We start from the raw sequence: 24,396 nt of genomic DNA on the forward strand, positions 1-24,396 counted from the left end.
GACGGCACGGTGAGTCAGCCCACCCTGTTCGGCGCGGGTCCCGCGCCGACGCCCCGACTCGCGGACTCCGGCCCCCGGTACACACCGGTGGAGCTGGCCAAGCTGCTGCGGTTGCCGGCGCCCACCCGGGAGCAGGCCGCGATCATCGCCGCCCCGGTGGAACCGCTGCTGGTGGTCGCGGGCGCCGGGTCGGGCAAGACCGAGACGATGGCCGCCCGGGTGGTCTGGCTGGTGGCCAACTCGTACGTGCGGCCGGAGCAGATCCTCGGGCTGACCTTCACCCGCAAGGCGGCCGGCGAGCTGGCCCATCGGGTACGAACCCGGCTCGACCAGCTGATCCGCCGACTCGGCAGGCAGGGGCGGGACCCGCTGGACGACCCGCTCGCGGGTGAACCCACCGTCTCCACCTACCACTCGTACGCGGGGCGGATCGTCACCGAGCACGGGCTGCGGGCCGGCTACGAGCCGTCCACCCGGCTGCTCACCGAGGCGTCCCGCTGGCAGTTGGTCGACCTGCTGGTGCGCAACTACGACGGCGACATGTCCGCTGTGGACCGGATGCCGAGCACCATCACCGACGCGGTGCTGGCGCTGGCCGGGGAGTTGGACGAGCATCTGGTCGCGCCGGACGACCTGGCGGCCTGGACCGGTCGGTTCTTCGCCGAGGTGCAGTCCCGGCCGGGTCGGGTGTACGCCGACGTGCGTAAGGCGCTCACCCTCCAGCAGACCCGGTTGCGCCTGTTGCCGCTGGTGCGGGCGTACGCCCGGCGCAAGGAGGACTTCGAGGCGATGGACTTCGCCGACCAGCTCGCCCGGGCGGCCCGGGTGGCCCGGGACCACCCGGGGGTCGGCGTGATCGAGCGGGACCGCTTCCGGGTGGTGCTGCTCGACGAGTACCAGGACACCAGCCACGCACAGGTGGTGTTGCTCAACGCGCTGTTCGGTGGCGGGCACCCGGTGACCGCGGTGGGCGACCCGTGCCAGTCGATCTACGGCTGGCGGGGGGCCAGCGCGGGCACCCTGGACCGGTTCCCCACCGAGTTCGCCCGCGCCAACGGTGAGCCGGCCCCGGCGCTGGGCCTCACCACGAGTTGGCGCAACCGCCCGGAGATCCTCCGAGTGGCGAACGCGCTCTCCACCCCGCTGCGGGCGGCGGGTGCCCGGGTGCCGGAGCTGCGTTCCGCGTTGACCGTCCGGGACCCGATCCCGCACCGCAGCCCGGGCGGCGCAGCCGGCGGCACCGTGCACTGCGCGATGCTGCCCACGTACGCCGACGAGGCCGCCTGGATCGCCGACAGCGTGCTCGCCGCCTGGCGTGGCGCGGCCGGGATGCCGGGCGCCGCCCCTGAACACATCCCGGTGGAGCGCCGTCCGACGACGGCCGTGCTGGTCCGGGTGCGCAGCCAGATTCCGGCGATCGAATCGGCGCTGCGTGAGCGGGGCCTACCTGTCGAGGTGGTGGGGCTGGGTGGCCTGCTGGACACCCCCGAGGTACGTGACGTGGTCTGCACGCTGCGGGTCCTGGCCGACCCGACCGATGGCGCCGCGCTGCTGCGGTTGCTCACCGGCGCCCGTTGGCGGATCGGGCCACGTGACCTGGTGGCGTTGCACCGGCGAGCCCGGGCCATCGCGAACGCCCGGCGACAGGTGGCCGCCGACGAGGCCTCGGAGATCAGCCCCGACCTGTTGGACGAGGCGACCCTGGTGGAGGCGTTGGCCGACCTCGGGCCGGCGCAGGCGTACTCGGCCGAGGGTTTCGCGCGGCTGCGCGCGTACGGCCGGGAGTTGGCGCTGCTGCGCTACCGGCTGGACCAGGCGCTGCCGGACCTCATCGCGGACATCGAGCGGACCATCGGCCTGGACGTGGAGGTCGCGGTGCGGGCCGGCCGGGACGGCGCCGGCGACGCGGGCCTGGCCCGGGGGCATCTGGACGCGCTCGGCGACGTGGCGGCCCGGTTCAGCGGGGAGACGCCCGGCGCGACCCTGTCCGGGTTCCTGTCCTACCTGGCCGCCGCCGAGGACGAGGAGCGCGGTCTGGCGCCGGGCGAGGTCGAGGTGGTGGAGGGCGCGGTGCAGGTGGTCACCGCGCACGCCGCCAAGGGCCTGGAGTGGGACGTCGTGGCGGTGGCCGGGCTCAGTCGTGGGCTGTGGCCGGGGCCGGTCCGCAACTCCGACCACTGGTTGGGTGGGCTGGGCGTGCTGCCGTTCCCGCTGCGCGGCGACGCCGACGGGTTGCCCGAGTTGGCGCTCGACGAGGCGGGCGACCAGCGGGCCGTGGCGCGGGCGGTGACCGACTTCACCGACGCGTGGCGTGCCCACGACGAGCGGGAGGAACGCCGGCTGACGTACGTGGCGGTCACCCGGCCGCGCCGGCTGCTGCTCTGCTCCGGTTACTGGTGGGGAGAGGGCACGAAGCGACCGCGAGGTCCGTCGGTCTTCCTTCGTGAGGTGTACGACGCCTGCCTCGACGGCGGGCCGGGGCACCTGATCGACGCGTGGGCGCCCGAGCCGACCCCGGACGCGACGAACCCCACGGCCGAGGTCGTGCTCCGCGCGGAGTGGCCGGCCGACCCGCTGGGCGGTCGCCGGCCGGCGTTGGCCGAGGCGGCCGGGCTGGTGCGTCGCCTGATGGCCGACGGCCCGGCGGCGGCGCTCCCCGGGCCGGTCGGGCCGGTGCTCCCTGTGCCGGTCGGGCCGGTGCTTCCTGTGCCGGCCGGGCCGGTGCTCGCCGGGCCGGTCACGCCGATCGGCTCGACGGTCGAGTCAGGCGAGCAGGTCGAGCAGGTCGAGCAGGTCGAGCCGGAGGTGGATCCGGAGGTGGCGCGCTGGCAGCGCGAGGCGGACCTGCTGTTGGCGGAGCGCGCCGAGCTGACGCGGCTCTCCGGTGCGGTCGAGGTGGCGCTGCCCGGGGCGCTGAGCGTCACCCAGCTGGTAGCGCTGCGGCGTGATCCGGCGGCGCTGGCGCGTACGCTGCGTCGCCCGGTGCCGTCCGAACCCAACCCGTACGCCCGTCGAGGCACCGCCTTCCACGCCTGGTTGGAGCAGCGCTTCGGCGCCGACCGCCTGTTGGACCTGGACGAGCTGCCCGGCGCGGCCGACGCCGATGCCGCACCCGACGAGGCGCTGGTCGAGCTTCAGGAGCGGTTCCTGGCCAGCGAGTGGGCCGACCGGTCACCGGTGGAGGTCGAGGTGCCCTTCGCCACGGTGATCGCTTCAGTGGTGGTGCGGGGCCGGATGGACGCGGTCTTCGCCCGGCCGGGTGGCCGGTTCGACGTGGTCGACTGGAAGACCGGTGCGCAGCCCACCGGGCCGGCAGCCGACGTGGCCGCCGTGCAGCTGGCGGTGTACCGGCTGGCCTGGGCGGAGTTGGCCGGCGTGCCGGTCGAGCGGGTGGGCGCGGCGTTCCACTACGTCCGCCACGGGGTCACCGTCCGGCCCGCCGACCTGCTGGATGTGACGGGCCTCACGGCTTTGATCGCCCAGTTGCCCGAAGATTCTGGCCAACATTGACCACTGCGGGGAAAACCGTGGTAGCTTATCCGGGTTGCAGTTTTGGTTACCAGAGACTCTGTGTGCGCCTGGCGGGATTGTGGCCCCAGGCGCTCTTTGTTGTGTCCGGAGTTCTCCGGGCGGGGCGACCAGAAGCGACAGGCGATTCGCGCATCCCCGCGCGGAGCGCTCCTCTTCGGGCACGCAACAAGTGCGTGTCCGACGTTCCGTCAAGGAGACGAAACACATGGCTATTGGCACCGTGAAGTGGTTCAACGCTGACAAGGGCTTCGGCTTCATCACCCCCGACGGCGGCGGCGCTGACGTCTTCGCCCACTTCTCGGCGATCCAGTCCTCCGGCTACCGGAGCCTGGACGAGAACCAGCGGGTCGAGTTCGAGGTGACCCAGGGCCAGAAGGGCCCGCAGGCGGAGAACATCCGCCCGCTCTGATCTTCGGATCGGTCAGCATTACCTGTCCCGCCCTCCGGGTGTGACGGTGACGGGACCGGCCCGCCCCGCTGTCGCCTGCGCAAGCAGGCGGCGGCCCGGCGGCGGGCCGGCCCGTACTCCAATCGGTTCGTGCTTGTGAGTCCTGGCTGCCTTGCGCCGCCGGTTGACAGCGCCGACTTCGGCGCCCTCCCTCGACACGTTCCGCGTCGAGGAAGGCTTTCGCATGACCACAGTTATTCCTTCGTTCGCTCTTACCGGGCTGGCACCGGCGCTGCTCACCGCGTTGACCGCGCAGGGCATCAACGAGCCGTTCCCGATCCAGACGGCGACGCTGCCCGACTCGCTCGCCGGCCGGGACGTGCTGGGCCGGGGTCGTACCGGCTCCGGCAAGACCCTCGCCTTCGGGCTTCCGCTGCTGTCCCGCACCGCCGGCCGTAAGGCCCGGCCCGGTCGCCCGCTCGCCCTGGTGCTGGTGCCGACCCGCGAACTGGCCCAGCAGGTCACCACCGCGCTGGCCCCGTACGCCCGCGCCGTCGGGCTGCGCTGCACCACCGTCGTCGGCGGGCTGTCGTTGCAGCGGCAGGCCGACGCTCTGCGCGCCGGCGCCGAGGTGGTCGTCGCCACCCCCGGCCGGCTGCACGACCTGATCAACCGCGGCGACGCCCGGCTCGACCAGGTCGAGATCACCGTGCTGGACGAGGCCGACCAGATGGCCGACATGGGCTTCCTCCCGCAGGTCACCAAGCTGCTGGAGCAGGTCGCGCCGCAGGGGCAGCGGATGCTCTTCTCCGCCACCCTGGACGGTGGCGTGGACCGGCTGGTCCGCCGCTTCCTGAGCAACCCGGTCACCCACTCGGTCGACCCGGGCACCGCCACCGTCACCGCGATGACCCACCATGTGCTGCACGTCGACGCGCTGGACAAGCCCGACGCGCTGACCCGGATCGCCGCCCGTGAGGGCCGCACCATCCTGTTCATGGGCACCAAGCACCGCGCCGACCGGCTGGCCCGCCAGCTGCTCTCCAAGGGCGTACGCGCGGCGGCGCTGCACGGCGGCAAGTCCCAGCCGCAGCGCACCCGGATCCTGGAGCAGTTCCGCAACGGTCAGGTGACCGCCCTGGTCGCCACCGACGTGGCAGCCCGGGGCATCCACGTGGACGGCCTGGACATGGTGGTCAACGTGGACCCGCCGACCGAGGCGAAGGACTACCTGCACCGCGGCGGCCGTACCGCCCGGGCCGGCGAGTCGGGTTCCGTGGTCACCCTGGTCCTGCCGGAGCAGCGCCGGGACGTGTCCCGCCTGATGGCCACCGCCGGTATCCGGCCCGAGTCGGTCCAGGTGCGCGCGGGTGACGGATCGCTGGCCCGGGTGACCGGTGCCCGCGAGCCGTCCGGTGTGCCGGTGACCATCGTCGCTCCGCCGGCACCCGCCTCTCGGCCCCGTACCTCCGGCGGCTCGGCCACCGACGGTGGCGCCCGTCCGGCGCACCGCGCGTCGGGCCGGTCCCGTCGGCCGCGTCGCCCCCGTACCGTCTGATCCTCTGCGCGTCGACCGACCCGTCCCGCTTCGGCGGGGTGGGTCGGTTTTTTCTGTGCGGTGACCCCGGCCGGTTGGCTGTCGGCGCGGCCCGACCGGTCAGCCGGCCGCGCCGGGTGGCCCCTCGGCTGAGTCGGTAATCAGCCTTTCCCGGGTCGGCTGGCCGACTGCGCCCCGGTCGGTCGTGGTCAAGGCTGACCGACGGGGGGAAGTCGGGCGGGGGGCCCGGCTCGGGAGGGGTGACCATGGCGGGCGAAGCCGGCTCGGGTGCGCTGCGTGAACTGATCCTGGTGGTCGCCGTCGCGCTCGCCGGATTGTTGCTCGCCATGGTTGCGGCCTTCGCGCCCTGGCATGCCACCCCGGCGGGTAACGCTCCCGCCGTTCTGGTGGAGCTGCGCAGTCCTGGCGACCCGGGCCTCGGCCCGTCGACCGCACACGTGGGCTGAGCAGCAACCGGCCTACCGGTGCCGGCGGAGGGGCAGGCCCGGTGAGGATCGGTATCGAGATGTGGTCGGGTCGGCGGGGCACCGACCCGACCACATCGCCCCACACCCCACACCCCACACCCCACACCCACCGCGCCGATCTTGCAGTTTCTGTTGCCGGTATGGGCCGTTACGCCCCCTACGTCACGACAGAAAGTGCAAGATCGCGAGGCGAGGCGAGGCGAGGCGAGGCGAGGCGAGGCGAGGCCGGGCGAGGCCGGGTGGGGTGGGGTCAGGCGGGGGGTGTGGGGATGGGGCTGACGGGGGCGTGGGTGAGCAGGTCGGCCAGGGTGGTGCTGTCGACCACAGTGGCGATCGCCCCGTGCACCGCCAGCCAGACGTCGGTGAGCCCGGCGGCCACTCCGTGATAGCCGGCCCGCTCGGCCGGCAGACCGCGCACCGTGGTGAGCGACCCGCCGACCGCACGCAGCACGTCTCCGACGGTGATCTCGTCGGGCGGGCGGGTCAGCGCGTACCCGCCGTCGGCACCGCGATGGCTGTGCAGCAGACCGGCCCGGCGCAGATCGAGCAGGATGCCCTGCAGGAAGCTGAGCGGGATGTCCTGCACCTCGGCCAGGCTGGCCGCCTTCGCCAACTCGCCGACCCGGTCGCCGTCGCCGCCACCACCGGCGGCGGCGACGGCGAGCATCGCCCGGAGCGCGTAGTCGCTGCGCGCGGAGACGAACACGTCACTGACCAGCCTGGTCCAGTACGCCCCAGCGGCGCCGGATCGCCTTGTCCGCAGCACCGAACGCGGCGTCCACGACGAGGCCGACGACCAGGATGACGATCATCGTGGAGAGCAGCCAGGGTGAGTCGGACAACTCGCGGGAGTAGGTGAGCTGGGCGCCGAGCGAGGTCTGCGAGATGCCGACCACGAGCAGCTCACCTGCCATCAGGCTGCGCCAGGAGAACGCCCAGCCCTGCTTGAGCCCGGCGATGATCGCCGGGAGGGCGGCCGGTGCGATGACGTACCGGTAGAGGTTGAGCCCTCGGGCGCCCAGGTTGCGGCCGGCGCGCTTCAGCAGTGGCGGCACATAGTCCACCCCGGAGATCACCCCGTTGGCGATGGACGGCGCCGCACCGAGCACCACCACGAAGAAGATCGCCTTCTCGCTCAGCTCGAAGAGCAGGATGGCCAGTGGGAACCACGCGATCGACGGCATCGTCTGCAATGCTGTGATCATCGAGCCGATGGCGGCGCGCAGCACCGTGGACCGCGCCACCGCGAGGCCCAGCAGCAGGCCGACGGCGACCGAGAAGACGTACCCGAGGGCGGCTCGGCGCAACGTGGTGAGCAGGCCGTCCCACAACTGCGGACCCTGGGCCTGGGTGATCAGCTCACGGCCGACCTCCATTGGACCCGGCAGCGAGTACGGGGGCTTCCAACCCGAAAGGACCACTAGTTGCCAGGCGGCGATGGCGATGGCCAGTGCGGCGAGCTTGGGCCAGGTGGCCGCCCAGATCCGGGTGCCCCGGGAGACCTCCTTGTCCCGACCGGCGATCTCCAGCGCGTCGAGGCCGGTGATCTCCGCGTCGGTACGCGCCGAGCTGGTGAGGGTGTCACTGGCCATGGCGGCCCACCTCCGTACGGAGCCGCTCGGTGACCTCGGCGGCGATGGCGGCGACCTCGGGGGAGTCGATCCGGCGAGGGCGCGGGATGTTCACCTCGGTGGAGTAGATGATCCGGCCGGGTCGGCTGGAGAGCAGGATGATCCGGTCGGCCAGCCGGGCCGCCTCGCGGACGTTGTGCGTCACGAAGAGCACCGAGAGCTTGCGCTCGGACCAGATCCGTTCCAGCTCGTCGTGCAGGATGTCGCGGGTCATCGCGTCCAGCGCGCCGAACGGCTCGTCCATCAGCAGCACCGGAGTGTCCAGGGCCAGCGTGCGGGCGAGCGCGACACGCTGCCGCATCCCGCCGGAGAGCTCGTGCGGGCGCTTACGGCCGAAGTCGGCCAGGTGGACGGTGCGCAGCAGCTCGGCCACCCGCTCGCGACGCTGGGCCCGGGGCAGTCGACGAAGCTTGAGGGGCACCTCCACATTGGCGTCGACGGTCAGCCACGGGAAGAGCGCCGGCTCCTGGAACATCAGGCCCGGATTGACGTCGCCGCCCAGGGTGATCTGCCCGCCGCTGACCCGGTCCAGCCCGGCCACCAGGTTGAGCAGGGTGCTCTTGCCGCAGCCGGACGCGCCGACCAGACAGACGAACTCGCCGGGTGCGACGTCCAGCGACACTCCGTCCAGGGCCAGGACGGCGTTCGCCCCGCGCCCGTACACCTTTGTCACGCCGGAGAGCGCGACCGCTGTGGTCGCGCTCTGCGGCGTCGTCGTGGTCGACGTCATGGCTGGACGACCTCGGGCTTGCCCTGCGCCTTGAGCGCGTTGTTGAGGTACTTCAGGTCGTACAGGCCCTTGAGGTCGACCGGTTCGGTCAGGCCGACATCGACGGCGTGGTCGAGCCCGGCCTTCAGGGAGGACGAGATCGGGTCGTTGGTGAACTCCAACGTCGGCCACGCCTGCTTGATGAGCTTCAAGTCGAGCGGCTTTCCGGTGATCTTGCCGATCGCGTCGGAGATGGCCTGCTGCGCCTCGTCCGGCTTGGTGTTGACGAACTCGTTGGCGGCCACCTGACCGTCGACCAGCCTCTGCACCACGTCCGGGTGCGCCTTGAGGAACTTGGTGCTCACCAGCAGGTTGGTGATGACGAACTTCTTGTCCGGCCACAGGTCGCGCTCGTCGACGAGCACCTTGCCGCCGGCGTTGACCAGGCGGGAGACGAACGGCTCGGGCACCCAGGCGCCGTCGATCGCGCCGCTGTTGAACGTCTCGATGGTCTGGGCGTTCTCCTGCGGCACGATCTTGACGTCGCCGCCGCCCTCCTTGGTGGTGGTGAGGCCCTGCTGCTTGAGCCAGTACCGGATCGCCACGTCCTGGGTGTTGCCCAGCTGCGGAGTGGCGATCTTCTTGCCCTTGAGGTCCTGCGCGCCGGTGATGGTGGGCTTGACCACCAGCGCCACGCCGCCGGAGGCCGCGCCGGAGATGACCCGGACGGCCTCGCCCTTGGACTTGGAGAAGGCGTTCACCGTCGGGTTCGGACCGATGTAGGTGGCGTCCAGCGCACCGGAGAAGACCGCCTCGATGGCGGCCGGGCCGGCGTTGAAGGTCTTCGGGTCCAGCTTGACGTTGGTGCCGAGCTTCTCCGTGAAGATGCCCTTCTCCACGCCGACGACGGCCGGCGCGTGGGTGATGTTGGGGAAGTAGCCGAGGCGCAGCGTCACCGGGCCGGAGCTGCCGCCCGCGCCCTCGCTGTCGTCGCCGCACGCGGCGGTGCTGCCCAGGGTCGCCGCGCCGACCACGGCGAGGGTGGCCAGGGTGACCAACCGGCGCAGGGGGAGCCGTCTCATCGTCCATCCAATCCGCAGTATTCCTACTTAGTTGGTAGGAAGAGTGGGCCAGGCTGCGGTCAGCGTCAAGGCCCATCCACATGGCGGGATGGCGCATCTCAATTATGTCGGTATTTCCTACCAGCTTGCTAGGGTAATCGGCGTTCGGTCACCGGCAGAGAGACGACTTCGCGATGACCTTCCACTGGTTCCTGCCCACCTCCGGCGACGGCGACCAGGTCGGTGCCGCCACCGTCACCGCGGGTGCCGCCAGGCACGACCGGGCCGCGACGGTGGCCTACCTGGCCGCGGTTGGCCGGGCGGCCGAGACGAACGGGTTCACCGCCGTCCTCACCCCGGTGGGCGCCGGCTGCCCCGACCCGTGGATCGTCTGCGCGGCGGTCGCCCAGCACACCGAACGGCTCGGCATGCTGGTCGCGGTCCGGGCCGGTTTCGCGCTGCCCACCCTGATCGCGCAGCAGGCCGAGGCGTTCCAGGCCGTCTCGGGCGGCCGGCTCTCGCTCAACATCGTGACCGGGGGCGACCCGGCCGAGCAGCGGGCGTACGGCGACTTCCTCGGGCACGACGACCGCTACGCGCGCACCGGCGAGTTCGTCGAGGTGCTTCGCCGTGCCTGGGCCGGCCGGCCGTTCGACTACGCCGGACAGCACTACCGGGTCGACGGCGGCGGCCTGGCCACCCCACTCGCCGCGCCGCCGCCGGTCTACTTCGGCGGCGCGTCCCCGGCTGCCGAGACGGTGGCCGCCCGGCAGGCCGACGTGTACCTGATGTGGGGTGAACCACCAACGTCGATCGCGGCTCGGGTCGCCCGGGTCCGGGCGCTCGCCGCCGAGCACTGCCGCACCCTGCGCACGGGCCTCCGGCTGCACGTCATCGCCCGTCCGACCAGCGCCGAGGCGTGGGCCGAGGCCGACCGGCTGCTGGCCGGGATGAGCCCGGAGCGGATCGCCGCCGCCCAGGCCCGGTTCCGTCGGATGGACTCGGTCGGTCAGACCCGGATGGCCGCGCTGAACGCCGGCCGCACCGACGGGCTCACCGTCGCACCGAACCTCTGGGCCGGCGTCGGCCTGGTCCGCGAGGGCGCCGGCACCGCGCTGGTCGGCAGCTACGCCGAGGTCGCGGCCCGAATCGACGAGTACGCCGCGCTCGGCGTCGACGAGTTCATCCTCTCCGGCTGGCCGCACCGCGAGGAGGCCGAGCGGGTCGGCGGCGAGGTGCTGCCCCTGGTGACAGCCCCGGTCGCGGCGGCTCCGGGAAGGTCGCGGGTGGCGGAGGTGTCGACGCGCTAGGGTCGACTCCGTGGCGGCGCGGAGATCCAGAATTCCAGCGACGAAGTATCCGGTCGAGCGGTTCACCCTCGACAACGGCCTGCGGGTGGTGCTCACCCCCGATCGCAGTGCCCCGGTTATCGGGGTGGCGGTGGTCTACGACGTGGGCATCCGCTCGGAGCCGGAGGGGCGTACCGGCTTCGCCCACCTCTTCGAGCACCTGATGTTCCAGGGCTCGGAGAACCTGGAGAAGCTGGCCCACTTCCGGCACGTGCAGGGGGCGGGCGGCACCTTCAACGGCTCCACCCACCTGGACTACACCGACTACTTCGAGACGCTGCCGAGCAACGCGCTGGAACGCGCGCTGTTCCTGGAGGCGGACCGGATGCGGGGCCCCCGGCTGACCGAGGAGAACCTGCGTAACCAGGTCGACGTGGTCAAGGAGGAGATCCGGGTCAACGTGCTCAACCGGCCGTACGGCGGCTTCCCCTGGCTGACCCTGCCTCCGGTCATGTTCGACACCTTCCCCAACGCCCACGACGGCTACGGCTCCTTTGACGACCTGGAGTCGGCGACCGTCGCCGACGCCGCGGACTTCTTCCGCCGCTACTACGCCAGCGGCAACGCCGTGCTGGCCGTCAGCGGGGACATCGACGTGGCCGAGGCGACCGAACTGGTCACCCGGCACTTCGGCGACGTGCCGGCCCGGCCGGCACCGCAACGGCCCGACTTCACCGAGCCCGACCTGACCGCCGAGCGGCGCACCTCGTACACCGACGCCCTGGCGCCGCTGCCGGCGGTGGCCGGCGCCTGGCGCGTGCCCGACCCGGTCACCGACTTCGACGGCTACCTGCCGTACGTGGTGCTGGCCGAGGTGCTCACCGACGGCGACGCGTCGCGGCTGGTCGAACGACTGGTGCAGCGGGACCGCACGGTGACCAGCCTCGGCGGATACCTCGGTTTCATGGGCGACCCGTTCGACGTCCGCGACCCCACCGCGCTGCTGTTGCAGGCGCACCTGCCGCCCGGTGGCGACGTGGACAAGGTGCTGCGCACCATCGACGAGGAACTGGACCGGCTGGCCACCGACGGGCTGACCGACGGCGAGCTGGCCCGCACCCAGGCGCGGATGGCGACCCACCTGCTGCGGGACACCGACGCGGTGCTCGGTCGGGCGCTACGCATGGCAGTGCTGGAGCAGCAACGCGGCGAACCGGGTCTGCTCAACGAACTGCCCCGGCTGGTCGGCGAGGTCACCGAGGAGCAGGTCCGGGCCGCCGCGGCCACCCTGCGCCCGGAGCGCCGGGCCGCCATCGAGGTCATCGCCGGAGGCGTTCGGTGAGCGCGAGGAGTGAGCCGGTTCTGCGAGCCCCACAGTCGCGAACGAAGGTGACACAGTGAGTATCGCTACTTCTCCTGCCGGCCCGCGTACGCTGCCGCCGCTCGGGCCGAACCGCAAGCTCAAGGTGCCCAAGCAGGCCGAGCGCACACTGCGCAACGGGCTCACCGTGATCGCCGTACGCCGGCCCGCCGTACCCCTTGTCGAACTGCGGCTCTGGGTGCCGTTCGGCCGGGTCCACCTGGCCCGCGGCGCGATGCTCTCGCAGACCATGCTCTCCGGCACCGAGTCGATGTCCAGCGTGCAGATCGCCGCCGAGTTGCAGAAGGTGGGCGGCGGGCTCTCCGCGGGCGTCGACCCGGACCGGCTGATGCTCTCCGGCGCCGGCCTGGTCACCGGTCTGGACCGGATGCTGGAGCTGCTGGCCGAGGTGCTGACCGGTGCCAGCTACCCCGGTGACGAGGTGGCCACCGAACGGGACCGACTCGTCGACCGGATCCAGGTGGCACAGAGTCAGCCTTCGCACCTGGCCCGGGAGGCGCTGCTCAAGCGGATCTACGGCCGGCACCCGTACGCGACGCAGACGCCGGAGCCCGGCCAGATCCGTGCCGTCCGACCGGCGGCGCTGCGCACCCTGCACTCGGAGCGGGTCCACCCGACCGGCGCGCAGTTGGTGCTGGTCGGTGACGTCCAGCCGGAGAAGGCACTGGACGCGGCCGAGCGGGCGCTCGGTGGCTGGTCGGGTGCCGGGCGGGTGGCCGAACTGCCGGCGACCCCGCCACTGGAGCCGGGGCCGCTGCTGCTGGTCGACCGGCCGGGCTCGGTGCAGTCCTCGCTGCGGATCGCGCTGCCGGCTGTGTCGCGCACCGACCCGGACCACGCCCCGCTGCAACTGGCCAACCTGATCTTCGGCGGCTACTTCTCCTCCCGGTGGGTGGAGAACATCCGCGAGGACAAGGGCTACACGTACGGCCCGCACTCGGGGATCGAGCACTCCGTCGCCGGGTCGGTGCTGGTCGCCGCGGCCGACGTGGCCACCGAGGTCACCGGCCCGGCGTTGCTGGAGACGACGTACGAGCTGGGTCGGTTGGCGTCGCTGCCGCCGAAGCCCGAGGAGTTGGAGCAGGCCCGGCAGTACGCCCTGGGCACCCTCCAGCTCGGCATGTCCACCCAGGCCGGGTTGGCGGCGTTGACCAGCGCGTACGCCGGCAACGGCCTGCGCCTGGACTTCCTCGCCGAGTACGCGGCGAGGTTGGCGAAGGCGAGCATCGACGACGTCGCGCAGGCGGCGGCCCGCTACCTGGCCCCGGCCCGGGCGGCGATCGTGGTGCTCGGCGACGCGGAGCGGGTCACCCCGGGGCTGGCCGCGCTGACCACGGTGCAGACCGAGCAGCAGGCGTGAGCGAGCAGGCAATGGGGCTCAGCAGCGGGGCGCTGGCGTGAGCGGGGAAGCGGCGCCGCCGTTGGCGCGGTCCACGCTGGATCGGGCCGCGCACCGGCGCGGTGACCAGCAGTGGTTGACCGAGGCGTGGTTGCGCGCCCGGGTGCTGCTGCTCGACTCGACCGACGAGGGTCGGACCCTGGCCCGCACCGAGACGTCGCCTCCGACGTTGGTGCTGTTCGGGGCGGCCGACGTGCCCGCCGGGTCGGAGTCGGTGGCGATGTTCCTGGGTGTCGAGCCGGACGGGGTGCCGGTCTTCGCTGTCGACGCGCCTCTTCCGGCGATCCCGGGAACCCGGGCGGTCCACCTCCGGGAGGTGGGTCACCTGCTCGCCGACCGGGAGGCCGGCATCTTCACCACCGCGTTGGCGCTGGTCAACTGGCACACTCGACACGGTTACTCGACGAGTACCGGCGCGCCGACCGCGATGGACGAGGCGGGTTGGTCCCGGGTGGACCGCAACGGTGGGCGGATCTGGCCGCGTACCGACCCGGCGATGATCGTGCTCGTTCACGACGGCGTGGACGGCCCGGACGGCCACTGCCTACTCGGCAACAACGCCGGCTGGCAGGGCACCCCGGGTGGTCGCCGCTACTCCTGCCTGGCCGGCTACGTCGAGCCAGGGGAGTCGGCGGAGGCGGCTGTGCTGCGCGAGGTCCGCGAGGAGGTGGGCATCGGCGTCGAGCGCATCGGGTACGTGGGCAGCCAGGCCTGGCCGTTCCCCGGTTCGCTGATGCTGGGCTTCCTGGCCACCGCCGACCCGGCCGAGCCGGTGCGGGTCGACCCGTCCGAGATCGCGTACGCCCGGTGGTTCTCCCGCCGGGAGATCGGGGCGGCGTTGGCCGGGCAGACGGTGGACGTGGGCGACGGTGCCCGGCTGATCCTGCCGCCTCCGTCGTCGATAGCGCTGTTTCTCATCCACCGCTGGCTGGACGGCTGGACGGACGCCGACAGCTGAGCACGGTCCCGACCCGTGGCCGCCGTTGCCGCGGCGGTCACGGGCCGGGAACACGGGCCGTCGTGGTCAGCGGGTGCGATCAAACGCGGCGGGGGAGCCGGTCCGACCACGACGGACGACCTGTGGAATCAGGTGCCGGTACGGCCCGGTCTGTGTCGGAAGGCTGGCCGCGACTCGATCAGCGGAAGGACCTTGACCCGTTGCTTGCCGGCGCGGACCGCGCCGACGGTGGCCAGGGCGCGGGCCAGTTGCAGCGCGGCGTCCCGGTTCTCGGCGTGCACGGTCTGCCGGCGCGGCTCGGGCGTGGTCGTCTCGTCGCGAAGTCGGTGGCCGTCCGCCCAGGCGGCGGCGATGTCCCCGTCAGCGACGGCGCGGATGTCGGTGCGAACGATCAGGAACCGCATGAGGGTCTCCGGATGAACCGCGACGGATGAGCCAGTGTGGAAGTTCCACGTACTCGAGGCCATGTTACGCCCCGTGTTCGTCGCAGCAACTGAAACGCGCCTATCGGTTTCGAGCCTCGTCCGATCGGCGGATGCCTGCTCAGCAGGGTCGCGGGTCGCGGAGCGACCGAGCCTGCGGGTACGACGCGACGGGGCCGCCGGCAGTGCGCCGACGGCCCCGTACCAGTCACCGGATCAGTTCAGATCGAACTGGCCCTTCTTCGCCCCGGTGATGAAGCCGAGCCATCCCGCGCGGTTGAACAGCAGCACCGGGCCGCCCCGGTCCTTGCTGTCGCGCAGGGCGACCGCCGACGGGCCGGCGGCCAGCGGGGCGACCTCCACGCAGTTGGAGGTCTGACTGCGTGTGCTGGTACGCCACGGGGCGTCCGCCAACGAGTGGGCGGAGACGGACGGCGTGTTGCGGATTTCGTTCATGGTTCTGCTCCTGGTGTGCAGCGATCCGATGGGACGAGTGGTGCCGCACGTCCCGACGGCAGGTCCCCCGTGGATCACCGGTCCGTCAGTCGCCCCGATTCCCGGCGGCGTTGGGTCGGCGCCGTTGCCGGACCGAACGCCACTGTGGATGGGGGCGCCGCCTCGGTCAGCCGTCCCGTCGCCTCGATCAGCCAGGAGAGGGTGTCCGAGGCGTCAAGTGCCGCCTTGCATAGCCACTCGAACACCACTTTATAGCGATTTAGCGTGATTGCCTCGGTCGACATGACGTCGGTGAAGCCACCTTCGATGGCCAATGTCTCCGGATCGAGGGGATCGGCGAACCGATAGACCGAGAAGGCGGTCGGCGGGAGGTACCAATCGCCGATCTGGGTGTCCCGGGGTAGCACGTGCAGGGCCACGTTCGGCAGCAGCGCCAACTCGCAGAGCTGGAGCAGCTGTTCGTGCAGCACCTCCGGCGGTCCGGCCCGGCGGCCGAGGGCCGCCTCCTCCAACACGGCCGTGTAGCGGGGAGCGTGCGGCTCGCGGGTCAGCAGCGACTGGCGGGCCAGCCGCGCCTGCACCTCGGTCTCCGGCTCGTCGCCGGGCTCCGGCTCGCCCGCGCCCGCGTTCACCTGCCGGGCCGACACGATCCGGAGCTGGGCGTAACCGGGGGTCTGCAACAGGCCCGGCACCAGCACCGGGTTGTACTCGGAGATCTCCGCGCAGCCCGCCTCCAACTCGGCCCAACCGCGCTGTTGCTGCGTCATCACCGGGAAGTTCTTCAACCAGCCGCGCATGTCGCCGGCCTCGTTGGTGATGCCCAGCAACTCGTCGTGCAGTGCCTGGTCGGCGCCGTAGAGGTCGAGCAGGTCGCCGACGTCCTGCGGGTCCGGTCGGCTGCGGCCGTTCTCAAGGCGGGACAGTTTGGACGCGGAGGCCCAACCGATACGCTCGATGACCTGATCGCCGGTGAGGCCCGCGGCCTCACGTAGGCGGCGCAGTTCGATGCCCAACCGGCGACGACGCAGGATCGGGCTGGGTGCGGCAGGAGGCACAGTGTCCTCTTTCCCGTCGACCGACGCAGACGCGACGGTAACTGTATGAAATTCGCCCCCCACGGTCAGTATGGACGGCGCGACCGGTGTCGGAGGTTCCGGCGAGGGCGTGTCTTGCGAAAATCGCACCACGGGAATGCCGGATGACGACGGACCCGCGGTCGCGCCCGTCGACCTCGCCCACCCGGGCACGCCATTCCGCCGGAGGGACCCATGCGCACGATCCTGCGCCGACCCGACTTCCGCCTGCTCTTCGGCGGTCTGCTGGCCAGCATGACCGCCGAGTCGATCCTGCTGCTCGCACTCGCCATCTGGGTCAAGGATCTGACTGGCTCGAACGGGTTGGCCGGTGCCACGATCTTCGCGGTCATCGCTCCGATGACGATGGCGCCGCTGGTCGGCTGGGTTGTCGACCGTTACCCGCGCCGACCGTTCTTCGTGGCCGCGAACGTGTTCACCGCAGCCCTGCTCGCCCCGTTGTTCACCGTCCGCGACGCGGGCGACGTCTGGATCGTCTATCTGGTGGCGGCCCTGTACGGACTCTCGTCCATCACGCTCGGCGCGGCGCTCAGTGGGCTCATCCGCGAGATGGTGCCGATCGAGCTGCTGGCGGAGGCGAACGGCGTCCTGCAGACCGTACGTCAGGGAATTCGACTTGTCGGCCCGCTGGTGGGCGCGGCGCTCTACGCGGCGCTCGGCGGATGGGCGCTGGCCGGGATCGGCATGGTCGGATTTCTGATCGCGGCGGCGGTGGTCACCGCGCTGCCCACTCCGCAACAGCGACCACCGGCAGTCCGGCTGCGGTGGCCGGCCGAACTGGGTGCCGGTCTGCGGCACCTGGCCGACGAGCCGGCCCTGCGGCGGGCCCTGCTCGGCTACGGGCTCGGGTCACTGGTGATGGGCTTCAGCGAGTCGCTCATCTTCGCCTACGTCGACCAGGGGCTGAACCGGGATGCCGCGTTCGTGGGGGTGCTGTTCACAGTGCAGGGCATCGGTGGGTTGCTCGGTGGACTCTGCTCACCGACGCTGGTCCGCCGGCTCGGAGAGGTCGGCACGCTGGCCGCCGGGGTCGCCTTCTTCTCTCCGGCCGCGCTCGCGCTCGCGTTCCCCAATCTGTGGCTCGGGTTCGCGGCGGTGCTGCTGGCCGGGGTCTCGCTTCCGCTGACGATGGTGGGTCTGCACACGCTGATCCAGCGCCGCACGCCGCCTTCGCTTGTCGGCCGGGTCGCCGCCGCCACCCAGGCGGTGGTCCGCGGGCCGCAGGCGGTCTCCATCGGGGCGGGGGCCCTGCTGGTCGGGTTCCTTGACTACCGGCTGCTGTTCGCGCTGGTCGGGGTGGCCACCCTGGCCGCCGGCAGCTACCTGTGGCGGGGCCGGCACCTGAGCGCCCCGGCCGGGGCCAGCCCGCCGACGCCGCCCACCCGCCCGACGCTCCCGGCACCCCGCCGTCCGGCCGAGGACACCGACCGACCAGGGCTCCCGGCACCCCGTCGTCCCGCCGAGGACGCCGACCGGCCCGGGCTTGCGGCACCCACCGACAGTGGTCACCGTGACCCGTTCCCGAACACGACGAGCGGCCGCCCCGGGTGGGGCGGCCGCGCACCGAGAATGAACCGGCGGATCAGGCGTTGAGCGTCTCCAGGTGCTGCTTCACCTGGGTGATCGAGGGATTCGTCAGGGCGCTGCCGTCGGCGAAACGCAGCGTCGGCACCGTCTGGTTGCCGCCGTTGACGCTCATCACGAAGTCCGCGGCCTTCGGGTCCTGCTCGATGTCGACCACCTCGTACCCGATGCCCTCCCGGTCGAGCTGCGACTTCAGCCGGTGGCAATAGCCGCACCAGGGGGTGGAATACATCGTCAGCATGGTCGGATCCTCCAACTCCTCCGGCCGCGACTTGGGGATCAAGCCGAGGCTGTTCGCTGCAACGCTGGGAGGAGCTGAGATGATTCCTGGTTGTGGTGGTTCACTCAGCGTCGGAACAGGTGCTCGCCGGGCTGGACCCGGAGCAACGCGCCGCCGTGACCGCACCTGCGGGTCCGGTCTGCATCCTGGCCGGCGCCGGCACCGGCAAGACCCGGGCGGTCACCTCCCGAATCGCCCACCGGGCTCTCTCGGGGGAGATCTCCCCCCGCCACGTGCTCGCTGTCACCTTCACCGCCCGGGCCGCCGCCGAGATGCGACACCGTCTCACTCTGCTCGGGGCGCAGGGTGTCCAGGCGCGGACGTTCCACGCGGCCGCGCTGCGCCAGGTGCGGTACTTCGCCCCCCGGCTGCTGGCCGGCCGCGCCATGCCCGAACTGCTGGACAGCAAGGTGCGACTGGTCACCCTCGCCGCCGCGCGGGTGGGCCTGCGTACCGACCGGGCCGCCGCCCGCGACCTGGCCGGCGAGATCGAGTGGGCGAAGTCGTCGCTGGTCGAGCCGACCGAGTACGTGGTGGCCGCGGCCCGGGCCCTGCGCGACACACCGCACGAGCCGACGAAGGTCGCCGACGTGTTCACCGCGTACGAGCAGCTCAAACGGTCGAACGGCGTGATCGACTTCGAGGACATGCTGCGGGCCGCGGTGTGGGGCATCGAGGAGCACCCGGACGTCGGCGAGCAGATCCGCAGCCAGTACCGGCACTTCGTGGTCGACGAGTACCAGGACGTCAACCCACTCCAGCAGCGGCTGCTGGACGCCTGGTTGGCCGGCCGCAACGACCTGACCGTGGTCGGCGACGCCAGCCAGACGATCTACTCGTTCACCGGGGCGACCTCGGCGTACCTGGTCGACTTTCCCCGCCGGCACCGCAACGCCACAGTGGTCCGGCTGGTCCGTGACTACCGCTCCACCCCGCAGGTGGTCGGGCTGGCCAACGCGGTGATCTCCCAGGCCCGGGGCACCGAGGCGCGCCTGCGGCTGGAGTTGATCGGGCAACGCCCACCCGGCCCCGAGCCGGACCTGCGGATCTTCACCGACGAGCCGGCCGAGGCGAACGCGGTGGCCGCGCGCTGCCGGTCGCTGATCGACGCGGGCACACCGGCGAAGGAGATCGCCGTGCTGTTCCGCGTCAACGCGCAGTCCGAGGCGTACGAGAAGGCGCTGACCGAGGCCGAGGTGCCGTACGTCGTGCAGGGCGCCGAGCGGTTCTTCGAACGGACCGAGGTGCGCCAGGCGATGGTGGCGCTGCGGGCGTCCACCCGCTCGATCCCGGGGGAGACACCGCTGCCGGCCGCCGTCGTCGAGGCGCTCACCGCCGTCGGCTGGGCCCCGGACGCGCCCCCGGCCGGCGGCGCCGCCCGCGAGCGATGGGAGGCGCTGTCCGCGCTGGTCCAGCTCGCCGAGGAGTACGCGGCCACCCCCGAGGTCGTGCCGATCGGCGAGGCCGCCTCGGTGGAGCGCCCGGTCACCCTCACCGACTTCACCGAGGAGTTGGCGCGCCGGGCCGCCCAGCAGCACGTGCCGACTGTGGACGGCGTGACGCTGGCGTCCCTGCACTCGGCCAAGGGGCTGGAGTGGGACGCCGTCTTCCTGGTCGGGCTCGCCGAGGGCACCCTGCCCACCACCTACGCCAAGACCGTCGAACAGGTCGAGGAGGAGCGCCGGCTGCTCTACGTCGGGATCACCCGCGCCCGGGAATGGCTCTGGCTGTCGTACGCCTCGGCGCGTTCGCCGGGCGGACGAGCCCGGCGGCCGTCGCGGTTCCTGCCCCAACTGGACCGCTCCGGTGGCACGGAACGGGCGAGCAGCGGCACCGGTCCGGCCCGAGGTCCCGAGCGACGGCGAACCCAGATCGTCTCCTGCCGGATCTGCGGCGCCACCCTGCTCGCCGGCCCGGACCGCAAGCTCGGCCGCTGCCCCACCTGCCCGTCCGACATAGACGATGAGCTGCACGAACGGCTGCGCGAGTGGCGGCAGCGGGTGGCCGGTGCGCAGAAGGTCCCGGCCTACGTGGTCTTCACCGACGCGACGCTCGTCGCCCTGGCCGAGCGGCGACCGGGCCGGTCGGAGGAGCTGATCGCCATCGCCGGTATCGGTCCTCGCAAGCTGGGCCTCTACGGGGAGTCGGTGCTGGCCCTCGTAGCCGGCGCCGGGGTGGACGATGTCTGCCCGGAGAAAACTTTCGAAATCTCGTCGTAAATTCGTTTGCCCTCGCCCCGGCGCGAGGAATAGCCTCAGAACACACCACGCGAGCGGCGCCATTCCGGCTGCTCACGAGGTCGGTCCAGTCGATTCGAGGAACGTGAGGGAGGTGGCACCCGTGAAGATCTTCACCTATGAGCGTCTGGCGGCGATGCCGTCTGTCTGCGCTCCGCTGTCGGCTGTCCGGGTGGCCCTTGCGGCTGCACGACCGTCGGTTCCACAGGTGCACCAGGTTCAGGCCGAGCTGACCCTGACCGTCGCGCCCGTTGGAGTCGAGGGGACCAGTGGCTTCACGGGCAATGGCATCCGGGTCGCCAAGAAGCGCATGGATGTCCGCGGCGTTCCACCTCGAGGTAAACCGGTCTGACCATCAGACTCCGGCTCACCTCGAGGCCGCGGAACCCGCTTACCGGGATCCGCGGCCTCAGTTTTTTGCCCGCCGTAAGTACGTCGGAATGCGATCCACGAGATCGAAGTGAGAGAGAGGTGACCGGGAGATGAGTCTGGCGTTGGCCCCCCTCGACATGAGCGTCGAGATGGAGGCGAACCTGCCCTGCCGGAAGTTCGACCCCGACCTGTGGTTCTCCGACTCGCCCACCGAGCTCGAGCTGGCCAAGTCACTCTGCGGGGACTGCCCGCTGCGTGTCGAATGCCTGGCCGGAGCCGTTGAGCGAGCGGAGCCGTGGGGCGTCTGGGGCGGCGAGATCTTCGAGCGTGGCGCGGTTGTCCCGCGTAAGCGGCCCCGTGGCCGTCCGCGTAAGGAGGACGTCGCCCGTGACGCCGAGCTTCGGGTCGAGGCCGAGGCGCGCCTGGCGGCCAGTGGGCTGTCCGAGGTGCGTGGCGCGGTCCGGCTGGCAGCCTGACATGTTCCCGACCCGTTCCAACTACGCCGGTGGCACACCGGCAGTGAGTGAGAAAACGATGTTGAACGTTCCGAGTGGAGCCTTCGAGATGCAACTACTCCACGAAGCGTTGTCCCGGGCTCGAATGCGTCGGCCTCAGGCCGGTCGTACCACCACGAGCACTGAGGCAACCCGATCCGCCCGTACCGTCGCCATGAACAGCCGCAACAAGGCGGCCCGCGACCTGGGCGTTCTCTAGTACCACCCCACGCAGAAGGGCGGGTGCCGACCGGCACCCGCCCTTCCCCATGTGATCAGCCGCCCGGGGCCTCGACGTGATCAGCCGCCCCGGGCCTCGACGGTCAGGCGACCGGGGCGAAACCGGGCAGCCAGCGCTCCAGGATGCTTCGGTACGGCGCCTTCGCCTCCAACTGGCAGAGCACCCCGATCGACCCGAGCGTCACCCGGTGGATCAGCAGGTACGACGGTGGCAGGTTGAGCTGCCTGCTCAGCTGGTACGTGGGGGAGCGAGGGCTGGCCAGTCGACCCGCCTCGGCCCGTAGCCAGGCCCGGGTGAACCGGAAACCGTCCGCCGCTATGGGCTCCAGCATGGGGCGGATGAAGTCGAGCACCCCCTCGGCGTCGATCTCCTCGGCCGAGCCGATGAACCCCTCCGACCGCAGCCCCGCCACGACCTCGTCGGCATCGCCGCGCAGCGCCGTCGCGGCGATACGACCGATCGGCTCCGGGGTGCCCTCCGGCATCCGGGCCACCGCGCCGAAGTCGATCACCCCGAGTCGCCCGTCGGGCAGCAGCCGGAAGTTTCCCGGGTGCGGGTCGGCGTGCAGCAGCCCAGCCCGTTGCGGTGCGGAGAGATGCAGGGTGGCCATCAACCGACCCGCCTCGTCCCGATCCTCCTCGGTGCCCTCGCGGATGATGTCGGCCAGCGGGGTGCCGGTCACCCATTCGGTGACCAGCACCCGGGGCGAGGCATTGATCACCTCCGGGATGTAGATCTCCGGGTCGTCGGCGTACGCGGCGGCGAAGGTGCGCTGCGACTCGGCCTCCAACTCGTAGTCCAACTCCTCGGTGATCCGTTCGCGAAGCTCGGCCAGGAGCGGCTTGACGTCCAGGCCGGGCTGGATGGCCCGGAACATTCCGCCCAGTCGGGAGAGCTGCTTGAGGTCGGCGAGCAGAGCGTCGCCGGCCCCCGGATACTGGATCTTGACCGCCACGTCGCGGCTGTTCGGTTCGCCCGACTCGTCGAAGCCCGGCTCGCGCCACCGCGCCCGGTGCACCTGACCGATGCTCGCGGCGGCGGCCGGGACGTCGTTGAACTCGACGAACAGGTCCCGCCAGTCGGGGCCGAGCTGCTCGGCCAGCACCTTGTGCACGCTGGCGGCCGGCAGTGGTGGCGCCGCCTCCTGCAACTTCGTCAGCGCCTGCCGGTAGGGCGCGGCGATCTCCTCCGGCAAGGCGGCCTCGAAGACCGACAGCGCCTGGCCGAACTTCATCGCCCCGCCCTTGAGCTGGCCCAGCACGCTGAACAGCTGCTCGGCGGTGCGCTGCTGGATCTCCGCGGAGATCACGTCGGAGGCCAGCCCGGTGACGCGCTTGCCCATCCCGAGAACGGTCCGGCCGGCGAAGCCGAGCGGCAGGGCGGCGAGCTTGGCGGTGCGGGACACGGCGCGGCGCGGGATGTCGGTCACCCGGTCATTGTTACCGACCGGAGGGCCCCGCTGCTGCTCTGCGGCTGGGCTGGTGCGGACACTCGCCCTCGCGAGCACGCACACGCCGGGTGTGGCGGCCAGCCCCGACGACGGAAACGGCCGGCGCCGGTGATCTCCATGGCGCTGCCCAGCGTCTCCGGGTGGCCGCCGTCCAGCTGCGTCAGCACCTCGGCCAGGGCGTACCCGCAGGCGACGAGCAGCGTGCCAGTCGTGGCGGCGGCCACCGGCTCGGCGGCGGCGAGTTGCGCGGCGAGCCGGGGCCAGTCCGGGTCGCGGTCGGCCCGGTGCAGCTCGACGCAGTGCAGGCAGGGCCCGGCGGGTGGGCGGACCAACGGCCCGATCACCGGTACGCCCTCGCGCAGTGTGACCAGCAGGTGCGGCTGCCGGCGCTGGGCGAGACCGGCTGCCAGCAGCGCCGGGGGCCGGTCCGTGCCGAGCTGGATCACCAGGTCGATCCGCCCGGCGCGGCTCGGACGGGTGCCGGTGCCGGGTGCGACGCGGTTGACCGCGGCCCGCACGGCCGGTGCGAGCGGCCGACCCAGTTCGGCGGCGGGGATGCCCGTGCCGACCAGATCGACGGGGCGTACCGAGCCGGTGAGCTGGGGAATCACCTGCCCCACGCCGGACTGGGCCAGTGCCACGGTCAGCGGCCCGCCGAGCGCCCCGGCACCGGTGAGCAGGACGCGGGCCGCCCGCCGCCTACGCAGGACCTGCGCGGGGGTGCCGGGCAGTCGGGCGGCGGCCAGGGCCAGCGCGCCGGCCTCCGCCGCGAGCCGGGCGCGGACCGGGCCGGTCAGGTCGCGGGGGAGCAGGCTGTGCGCGGCCACCAACAGGCCGGCTGCCCGCAGGGTGTCGAGCAGGGTACGCGCGTCGTCGACGCTGACCTGGGCGGAAGCCGCCTGGATCAGCACGGTCCGCTCGCTGCGGGTGCCGTCGAGCAGGTCGAGCAGGTGGGCGGCGCGGGGGTTGGCCAACTCCAGTAGGGCGGCCGGCCCGGGGCCGACGCCGAGCTGGAGGGTGTGTCGGTCCCGCCAGAGCCGGTTGAGGCCGGGCAGCAGGGTGGGGCGGGGCAGTACGGTGCGGCTCATGGTCACGAATCGTGACCGCATCTTCGCGTTCGGTCGATCGTTGTCCACAGGCGGTCAGGCCGCTATCCAGCGCTATCCACAGGATTTCACGAGTTTTCCACAGCCCTTCCCACCTGTTGTCGGCCACCCGACAGGGCTACCGCAGCGGTGTCACCACTCCCGACCTGGCAACGGGGGTGGGGGGGGGGGGCGGGCCCCCCCCCCCCCCCCCCCCCCCCCGGGGCGCCCCGGGGGGGGGGGGGGGGGGGGGGGGGGGTTTTTTCGCGAACCCGCCCCCCGGCCGCGGGCCGGGTTCATGGGGGGGTG

At 72.1% G+C, this 24,396-nt stretch carries 21 protein-coding genes and 1 pseudogene; 12 read left to right on the top strand and 10 right to left on the bottom strand.

Annotation, left to right across the window (positions count from 1 at the left end):
* The first annotated feature begins 9 nt into the window (after nt 1-9).
* The 4 genes from ACFYPG_RS16150 to ACFYPG_RS16165 all read left to right on the top strand — a co-directional run bounded on the left by ACFYPG_RS16150 (nt 10) and on the right by ACFYPG_RS16165 (nt 5,923).
* Nucleotides 10-3,510, top strand: a complete 3,501-nt coding sequence (locus tag ACFYPG_RS16150; protein ID WP_387352526.1) for an ATP-dependent helicase — start codon at nt 10-12, stop codon at nt 3,508-3,510.
* Nucleotides 3,511-3,736: 226 nt separating this feature from the next.
* Nucleotides 3,737-3,940, top strand: a complete 204-nt coding sequence (locus tag ACFYPG_RS16155; RefSeq protein WP_007464836.1) for a cold-shock protein — start codon at nt 3,737-3,739, stop codon at nt 3,938-3,940.
* A 223-nt stretch (nt 3,941-4,163) separates the two neighbouring features.
* Nucleotides 4,164-5,477: a DEAD/DEAH box helicase gene (locus ACFYPG_RS16160; protein ID WP_387352528.1), complete on the top strand. Its 1,314-nt coding sequence runs from the start codon at nt 4,164-4,166 to the stop codon at nt 5,475-5,477.
* A 245-nt stretch (nt 5,478-5,722) separates the two neighbouring features.
* On the top strand, nt 5,723-5,923 hold the full coding sequence (locus ACFYPG_RS16165; RefSeq protein ID WP_387352530.1) for a hypothetical protein: 201 nt from the start codon (nt 5,723-5,725) through the stop codon (nt 5,921-5,923).
* Between the two features lie 271 nt (nt 5,924-6,194).
* Here ACFYPG_RS16165 and ACFYPG_RS16170 read toward each other — a convergent pair whose 3' ends face one another.
* Genes ACFYPG_RS16170 through ACFYPG_RS16185 form a run of 4 tightly spaced genes read right to left on the bottom strand, consistent with a single transcriptional unit; the run spans nt 6,195 to nt 9,366 of the window.
* Nucleotides 6,195-6,650, bottom strand: coding sequence for an RrF2 family transcriptional regulator (locus ACFYPG_RS16170; protein WP_387352531.1), 456 nt, complete (start codon nt 6,648-6,650; stop codon nt 6,195-6,197).
* A 1-nt stretch (nt 6,651) separates the two neighbouring features.
* Nucleotides 6,652-7,536: an ABC transporter permease gene (locus tag ACFYPG_RS16175; RefSeq protein WP_387352533.1), complete on the bottom strand. Its 885-nt coding sequence runs from the start codon at nt 7,534-7,536 to the stop codon at nt 6,652-6,654.
* Complete coding sequence (locus ACFYPG_RS16180; protein ID WP_355008194.1) at nt 7,526-8,305, bottom strand: ABC transporter ATP-binding protein; 780 nt, start codon at nt 8,303-8,305, stop codon at nt 7,526-7,528. The genes ACFYPG_RS16175 and ACFYPG_RS16180 overlap by 11 nt, the downstream gene beginning before the upstream one ends.
* The gene (locus ACFYPG_RS16185) at nt 8,302-9,366 is read right to left on the bottom strand and encodes an ABC transporter substrate-binding protein (protein WP_387352535.1); all 1,065 of its coding nucleotides are present in this window, start codon (nt 9,364-9,366) and stop codon (nt 8,302-8,304) included. Before ACFYPG_RS16185 ends, ACFYPG_RS16180 begins: the two co-directional genes overlap by 4 nt.
* 173 nt (nt 9,367-9,539) lie before the next feature.
* Between ACFYPG_RS16185 and ACFYPG_RS16190 the strand changes: the two genes are divergently transcribed.
* The 4 genes from ACFYPG_RS16190 to nudC are packed head-to-tail and all read left to right on the top strand — an operon-like array spanning nt 9,540 to nt 14,372.
* On the top strand, nt 9,540-10,655 hold the full coding sequence (locus ACFYPG_RS16190; protein WP_387352536.1) for an LLM class flavin-dependent oxidoreductase: 1,116 nt from the start codon (nt 9,540-9,542) through the stop codon (nt 10,653-10,655).
* Between the two features lie 10 nt (nt 10,656-10,665).
* Entirely contained in the window at nt 10,666-11,976 is a 1,311-nt protein-coding gene (locus ACFYPG_RS16195) for a pitrilysin family protein (protein WP_355008191.1), read from the top strand.
* A gap of 55 nt (nt 11,977-12,031) precedes the next feature.
* Complete coding sequence (locus ACFYPG_RS16200) at nt 12,032-13,375, top strand: M16 family metallopeptidase (RefSeq protein WP_387352537.1); 1,344 nt, start codon at nt 12,032-12,034, stop codon at nt 13,373-13,375.
* Nucleotides 13,376-13,412: 37 nt separating this feature from the next.
* Nucleotides 13,413-14,372 carry an NAD(+) diphosphatase gene (gene nudC / locus ACFYPG_RS16205; protein WP_387352538.1) on the top strand — a complete coding sequence of 320 codons (960 nt, stop codon included), beginning with the start codon at nt 13,413-13,415 and terminating at the stop codon, nt 14,370-14,372.
* A 128-nt stretch (nt 14,373-14,500) separates the two neighbouring features.
* On the opposite strand, the gene ACFYPG_RS16210 is transcribed toward nudC, so the two are convergent.
* From ACFYPG_RS16210 to ACFYPG_RS16220, 3 genes are all read right to left on the bottom strand, one after another.
* Nucleotides 14,501-14,776: a hypothetical protein gene (locus ACFYPG_RS16210; RefSeq protein ID WP_355008188.1), complete on the bottom strand. Its 276-nt coding sequence runs from the start codon at nt 14,774-14,776 to the stop codon at nt 14,501-14,503.
* A gap of 234 nt (nt 14,777-15,010) precedes the next feature.
* The gene (locus ACFYPG_RS16215) at nt 15,011-15,250 is read right to left on the bottom strand and encodes a DUF397 domain-containing protein (protein ID WP_357204785.1); all 240 of its coding nucleotides are present in this window, start codon (nt 15,248-15,250) and stop codon (nt 15,011-15,013) included.
* 74 nt (nt 15,251-15,324) lie between these two features.
* Nucleotides 15,325-16,305, bottom strand: coding sequence for a helix-turn-helix transcriptional regulator (locus ACFYPG_RS16220; RefSeq protein WP_355008186.1), 981 nt, complete (start codon nt 16,303-16,305; stop codon nt 15,325-15,327).
* Nucleotides 16,306-16,518: 213 nt separating this feature from the next.
* On the opposite strand from ACFYPG_RS16220, the pseudogene ACFYPG_RS16225 reads away from it, so the two are divergent.
* Nucleotides 16,519-17,736, top strand: a pseudogene (locus ACFYPG_RS16225) (MFS transporter); the annotation flags it as partial.
* 190 nt (nt 17,737-17,926) lie between these two features.
* Here ACFYPG_RS16225 and ACFYPG_RS16230 read toward each other — a convergent pair.
* Complete coding sequence (locus ACFYPG_RS16230) at nt 17,927-18,169, bottom strand: mycoredoxin (protein WP_112681335.1); 243 nt, start codon at nt 18,167-18,169, stop codon at nt 17,927-17,929.
* A gap of 92 nt (nt 18,170-18,261) precedes the next feature.
* On the opposite strand from ACFYPG_RS16230, the gene ACFYPG_RS16235 reads away from it, so the two are divergent.
* The 3 genes from ACFYPG_RS16235 (at nt 18,262) to ACFYPG_RS16245 (ending at nt 21,293) form a co-directional block, all read left to right on the top strand.
* Nucleotides 18,262-20,427, top strand: coding sequence for an ATP-dependent DNA helicase UvrD2 (locus tag ACFYPG_RS16235; RefSeq protein WP_387352541.1), 2,166 nt, complete (start codon nt 18,262-18,264; stop codon nt 20,425-20,427).
* Nucleotides 20,428-20,581: 154 nt separating this feature from the next.
* On the top strand, nt 20,582-20,797 hold the full coding sequence (locus ACFYPG_RS16240; protein WP_387352725.1) for a hypothetical protein: 216 nt from the start codon (nt 20,582-20,584) through the stop codon (nt 20,795-20,797).
* A 130-nt stretch (nt 20,798-20,927) separates the two neighbouring features.
* Nucleotides 20,928-21,293 (top strand): WhiB family transcriptional regulator, encoded by a 366-nt coding sequence (locus ACFYPG_RS16245; protein ID WP_030490434.1) that lies wholly within the window; start codon nt 20,928-20,930, stop codon nt 21,291-21,293.
* 341 nt (nt 21,294-21,634) lie between these two features.
* On the opposite strand, the gene ACFYPG_RS16250 is transcribed toward ACFYPG_RS16245, so the two are convergent.
* Both ACFYPG_RS16250 and ACFYPG_RS16255 read right to left on the bottom strand, forming a co-directional pair.
* Nucleotides 21,635-22,981 (bottom strand): AarF/ABC1/UbiB kinase family protein, encoded by a 1,347-nt coding sequence (locus tag ACFYPG_RS16250; protein ID WP_355008183.1) that lies wholly within the window; start codon nt 22,979-22,981, stop codon nt 21,635-21,637.
* Complete coding sequence (locus ACFYPG_RS16255) at nt 22,978-24,090, bottom strand: TOMM precursor leader peptide-binding protein (RefSeq protein ID WP_387352542.1); 1,113 nt, start codon at nt 24,088-24,090, stop codon at nt 22,978-22,980. The genes ACFYPG_RS16250 and ACFYPG_RS16255 overlap by 4 nt, the downstream gene beginning before the upstream one ends.
* Nucleotides 24,091-24,396 lie beyond the last annotated feature (306 nt).

The organism is Micromonospora sp. NPDC005553, assembly GCF_042871765.1.
GTDB lineage: Bacteria > Actinomycetota > Actinomycetes > Mycobacteriales > Micromonosporaceae > Micromonospora.

Coding starts and splice junctions, on each gene's coding strand:
- ACFYPG_RS16255 (WP_387352542.1), bottom strand. CDS start 24,090: ATGAGCCGCACCGTACTGCCCCGCCCCACCCTGCTGCCCGGCCTCAAC.
- ACFYPG_RS16190 (WP_387352536.1), top strand. CDS start 9,540: ATGACCTTCCACTGGTTCCTGCCCACCTCCGGCGACGGCGACCAGGTC.
- ACFYPG_RS16180 (WP_355008194.1), bottom strand. CDS start 8,305: ATGACGTCGACCACGACGACGCCGCAGAGCGCGACCACAGCGGTCGCG.
- ACFYPG_RS16160 (WP_387352528.1), top strand. CDS start 4,164: ATGACCACAGTTATTCCTTCGTTCGCTCTTACCGGGCTGGCACCGGCG.
- ACFYPG_RS16175 (WP_387352533.1), bottom strand. CDS start 7,536: ATGGCCAGTGACACCCTCACCAGCTCGGCGCGTACCGACGCGGAGATC.
- ACFYPG_RS16230 (WP_112681335.1), bottom strand. CDS start 18,169: ATGCTGACGATGTATTCCACCCCCTGGTGCGGCTATTGCCACCGGCTG.
- ACFYPG_RS16210 (WP_355008188.1), bottom strand. CDS start 14,776: ATGCGGTTCCTGATCGTTCGCACCGACATCCGCGCCGTCGCTGACGGG.
- ACFYPG_RS16215 (WP_357204785.1), bottom strand. CDS start 15,250: ATGAACGAAATCCGCAACACGCCGTCCGTCTCCGCCCACTCGTTGGCG.
- ACFYPG_RS16165 (WP_387352530.1), top strand. CDS start 5,723: ATGGCGGGCGAAGCCGGCTCGGGTGCGCTGCGTGAACTGATCCTGGTG.
- ACFYPG_RS16155 (WP_007464836.1), top strand. CDS start 3,737: ATGGCTATTGGCACCGTGAAGTGGTTCAACGCTGACAAGGGCTTCGGC.
- ACFYPG_RS16240 (WP_387352725.1), top strand. CDS start 20,582: ATGCCGTCTGTCTGCGCTCCGCTGTCGGCTGTCCGGGTGGCCCTTGCG.
- ACFYPG_RS16245 (WP_030490434.1), top strand. CDS start 20,928: ATGAGTCTGGCGTTGGCCCCCCTCGACATGAGCGTCGAGATGGAGGCG.
- ACFYPG_RS16185 (WP_387352535.1), bottom strand. CDS start 9,366: ATGAGACGGCTCCCCCTGCGCCGGTTGGTCACCCTGGCCACCCTCGCC.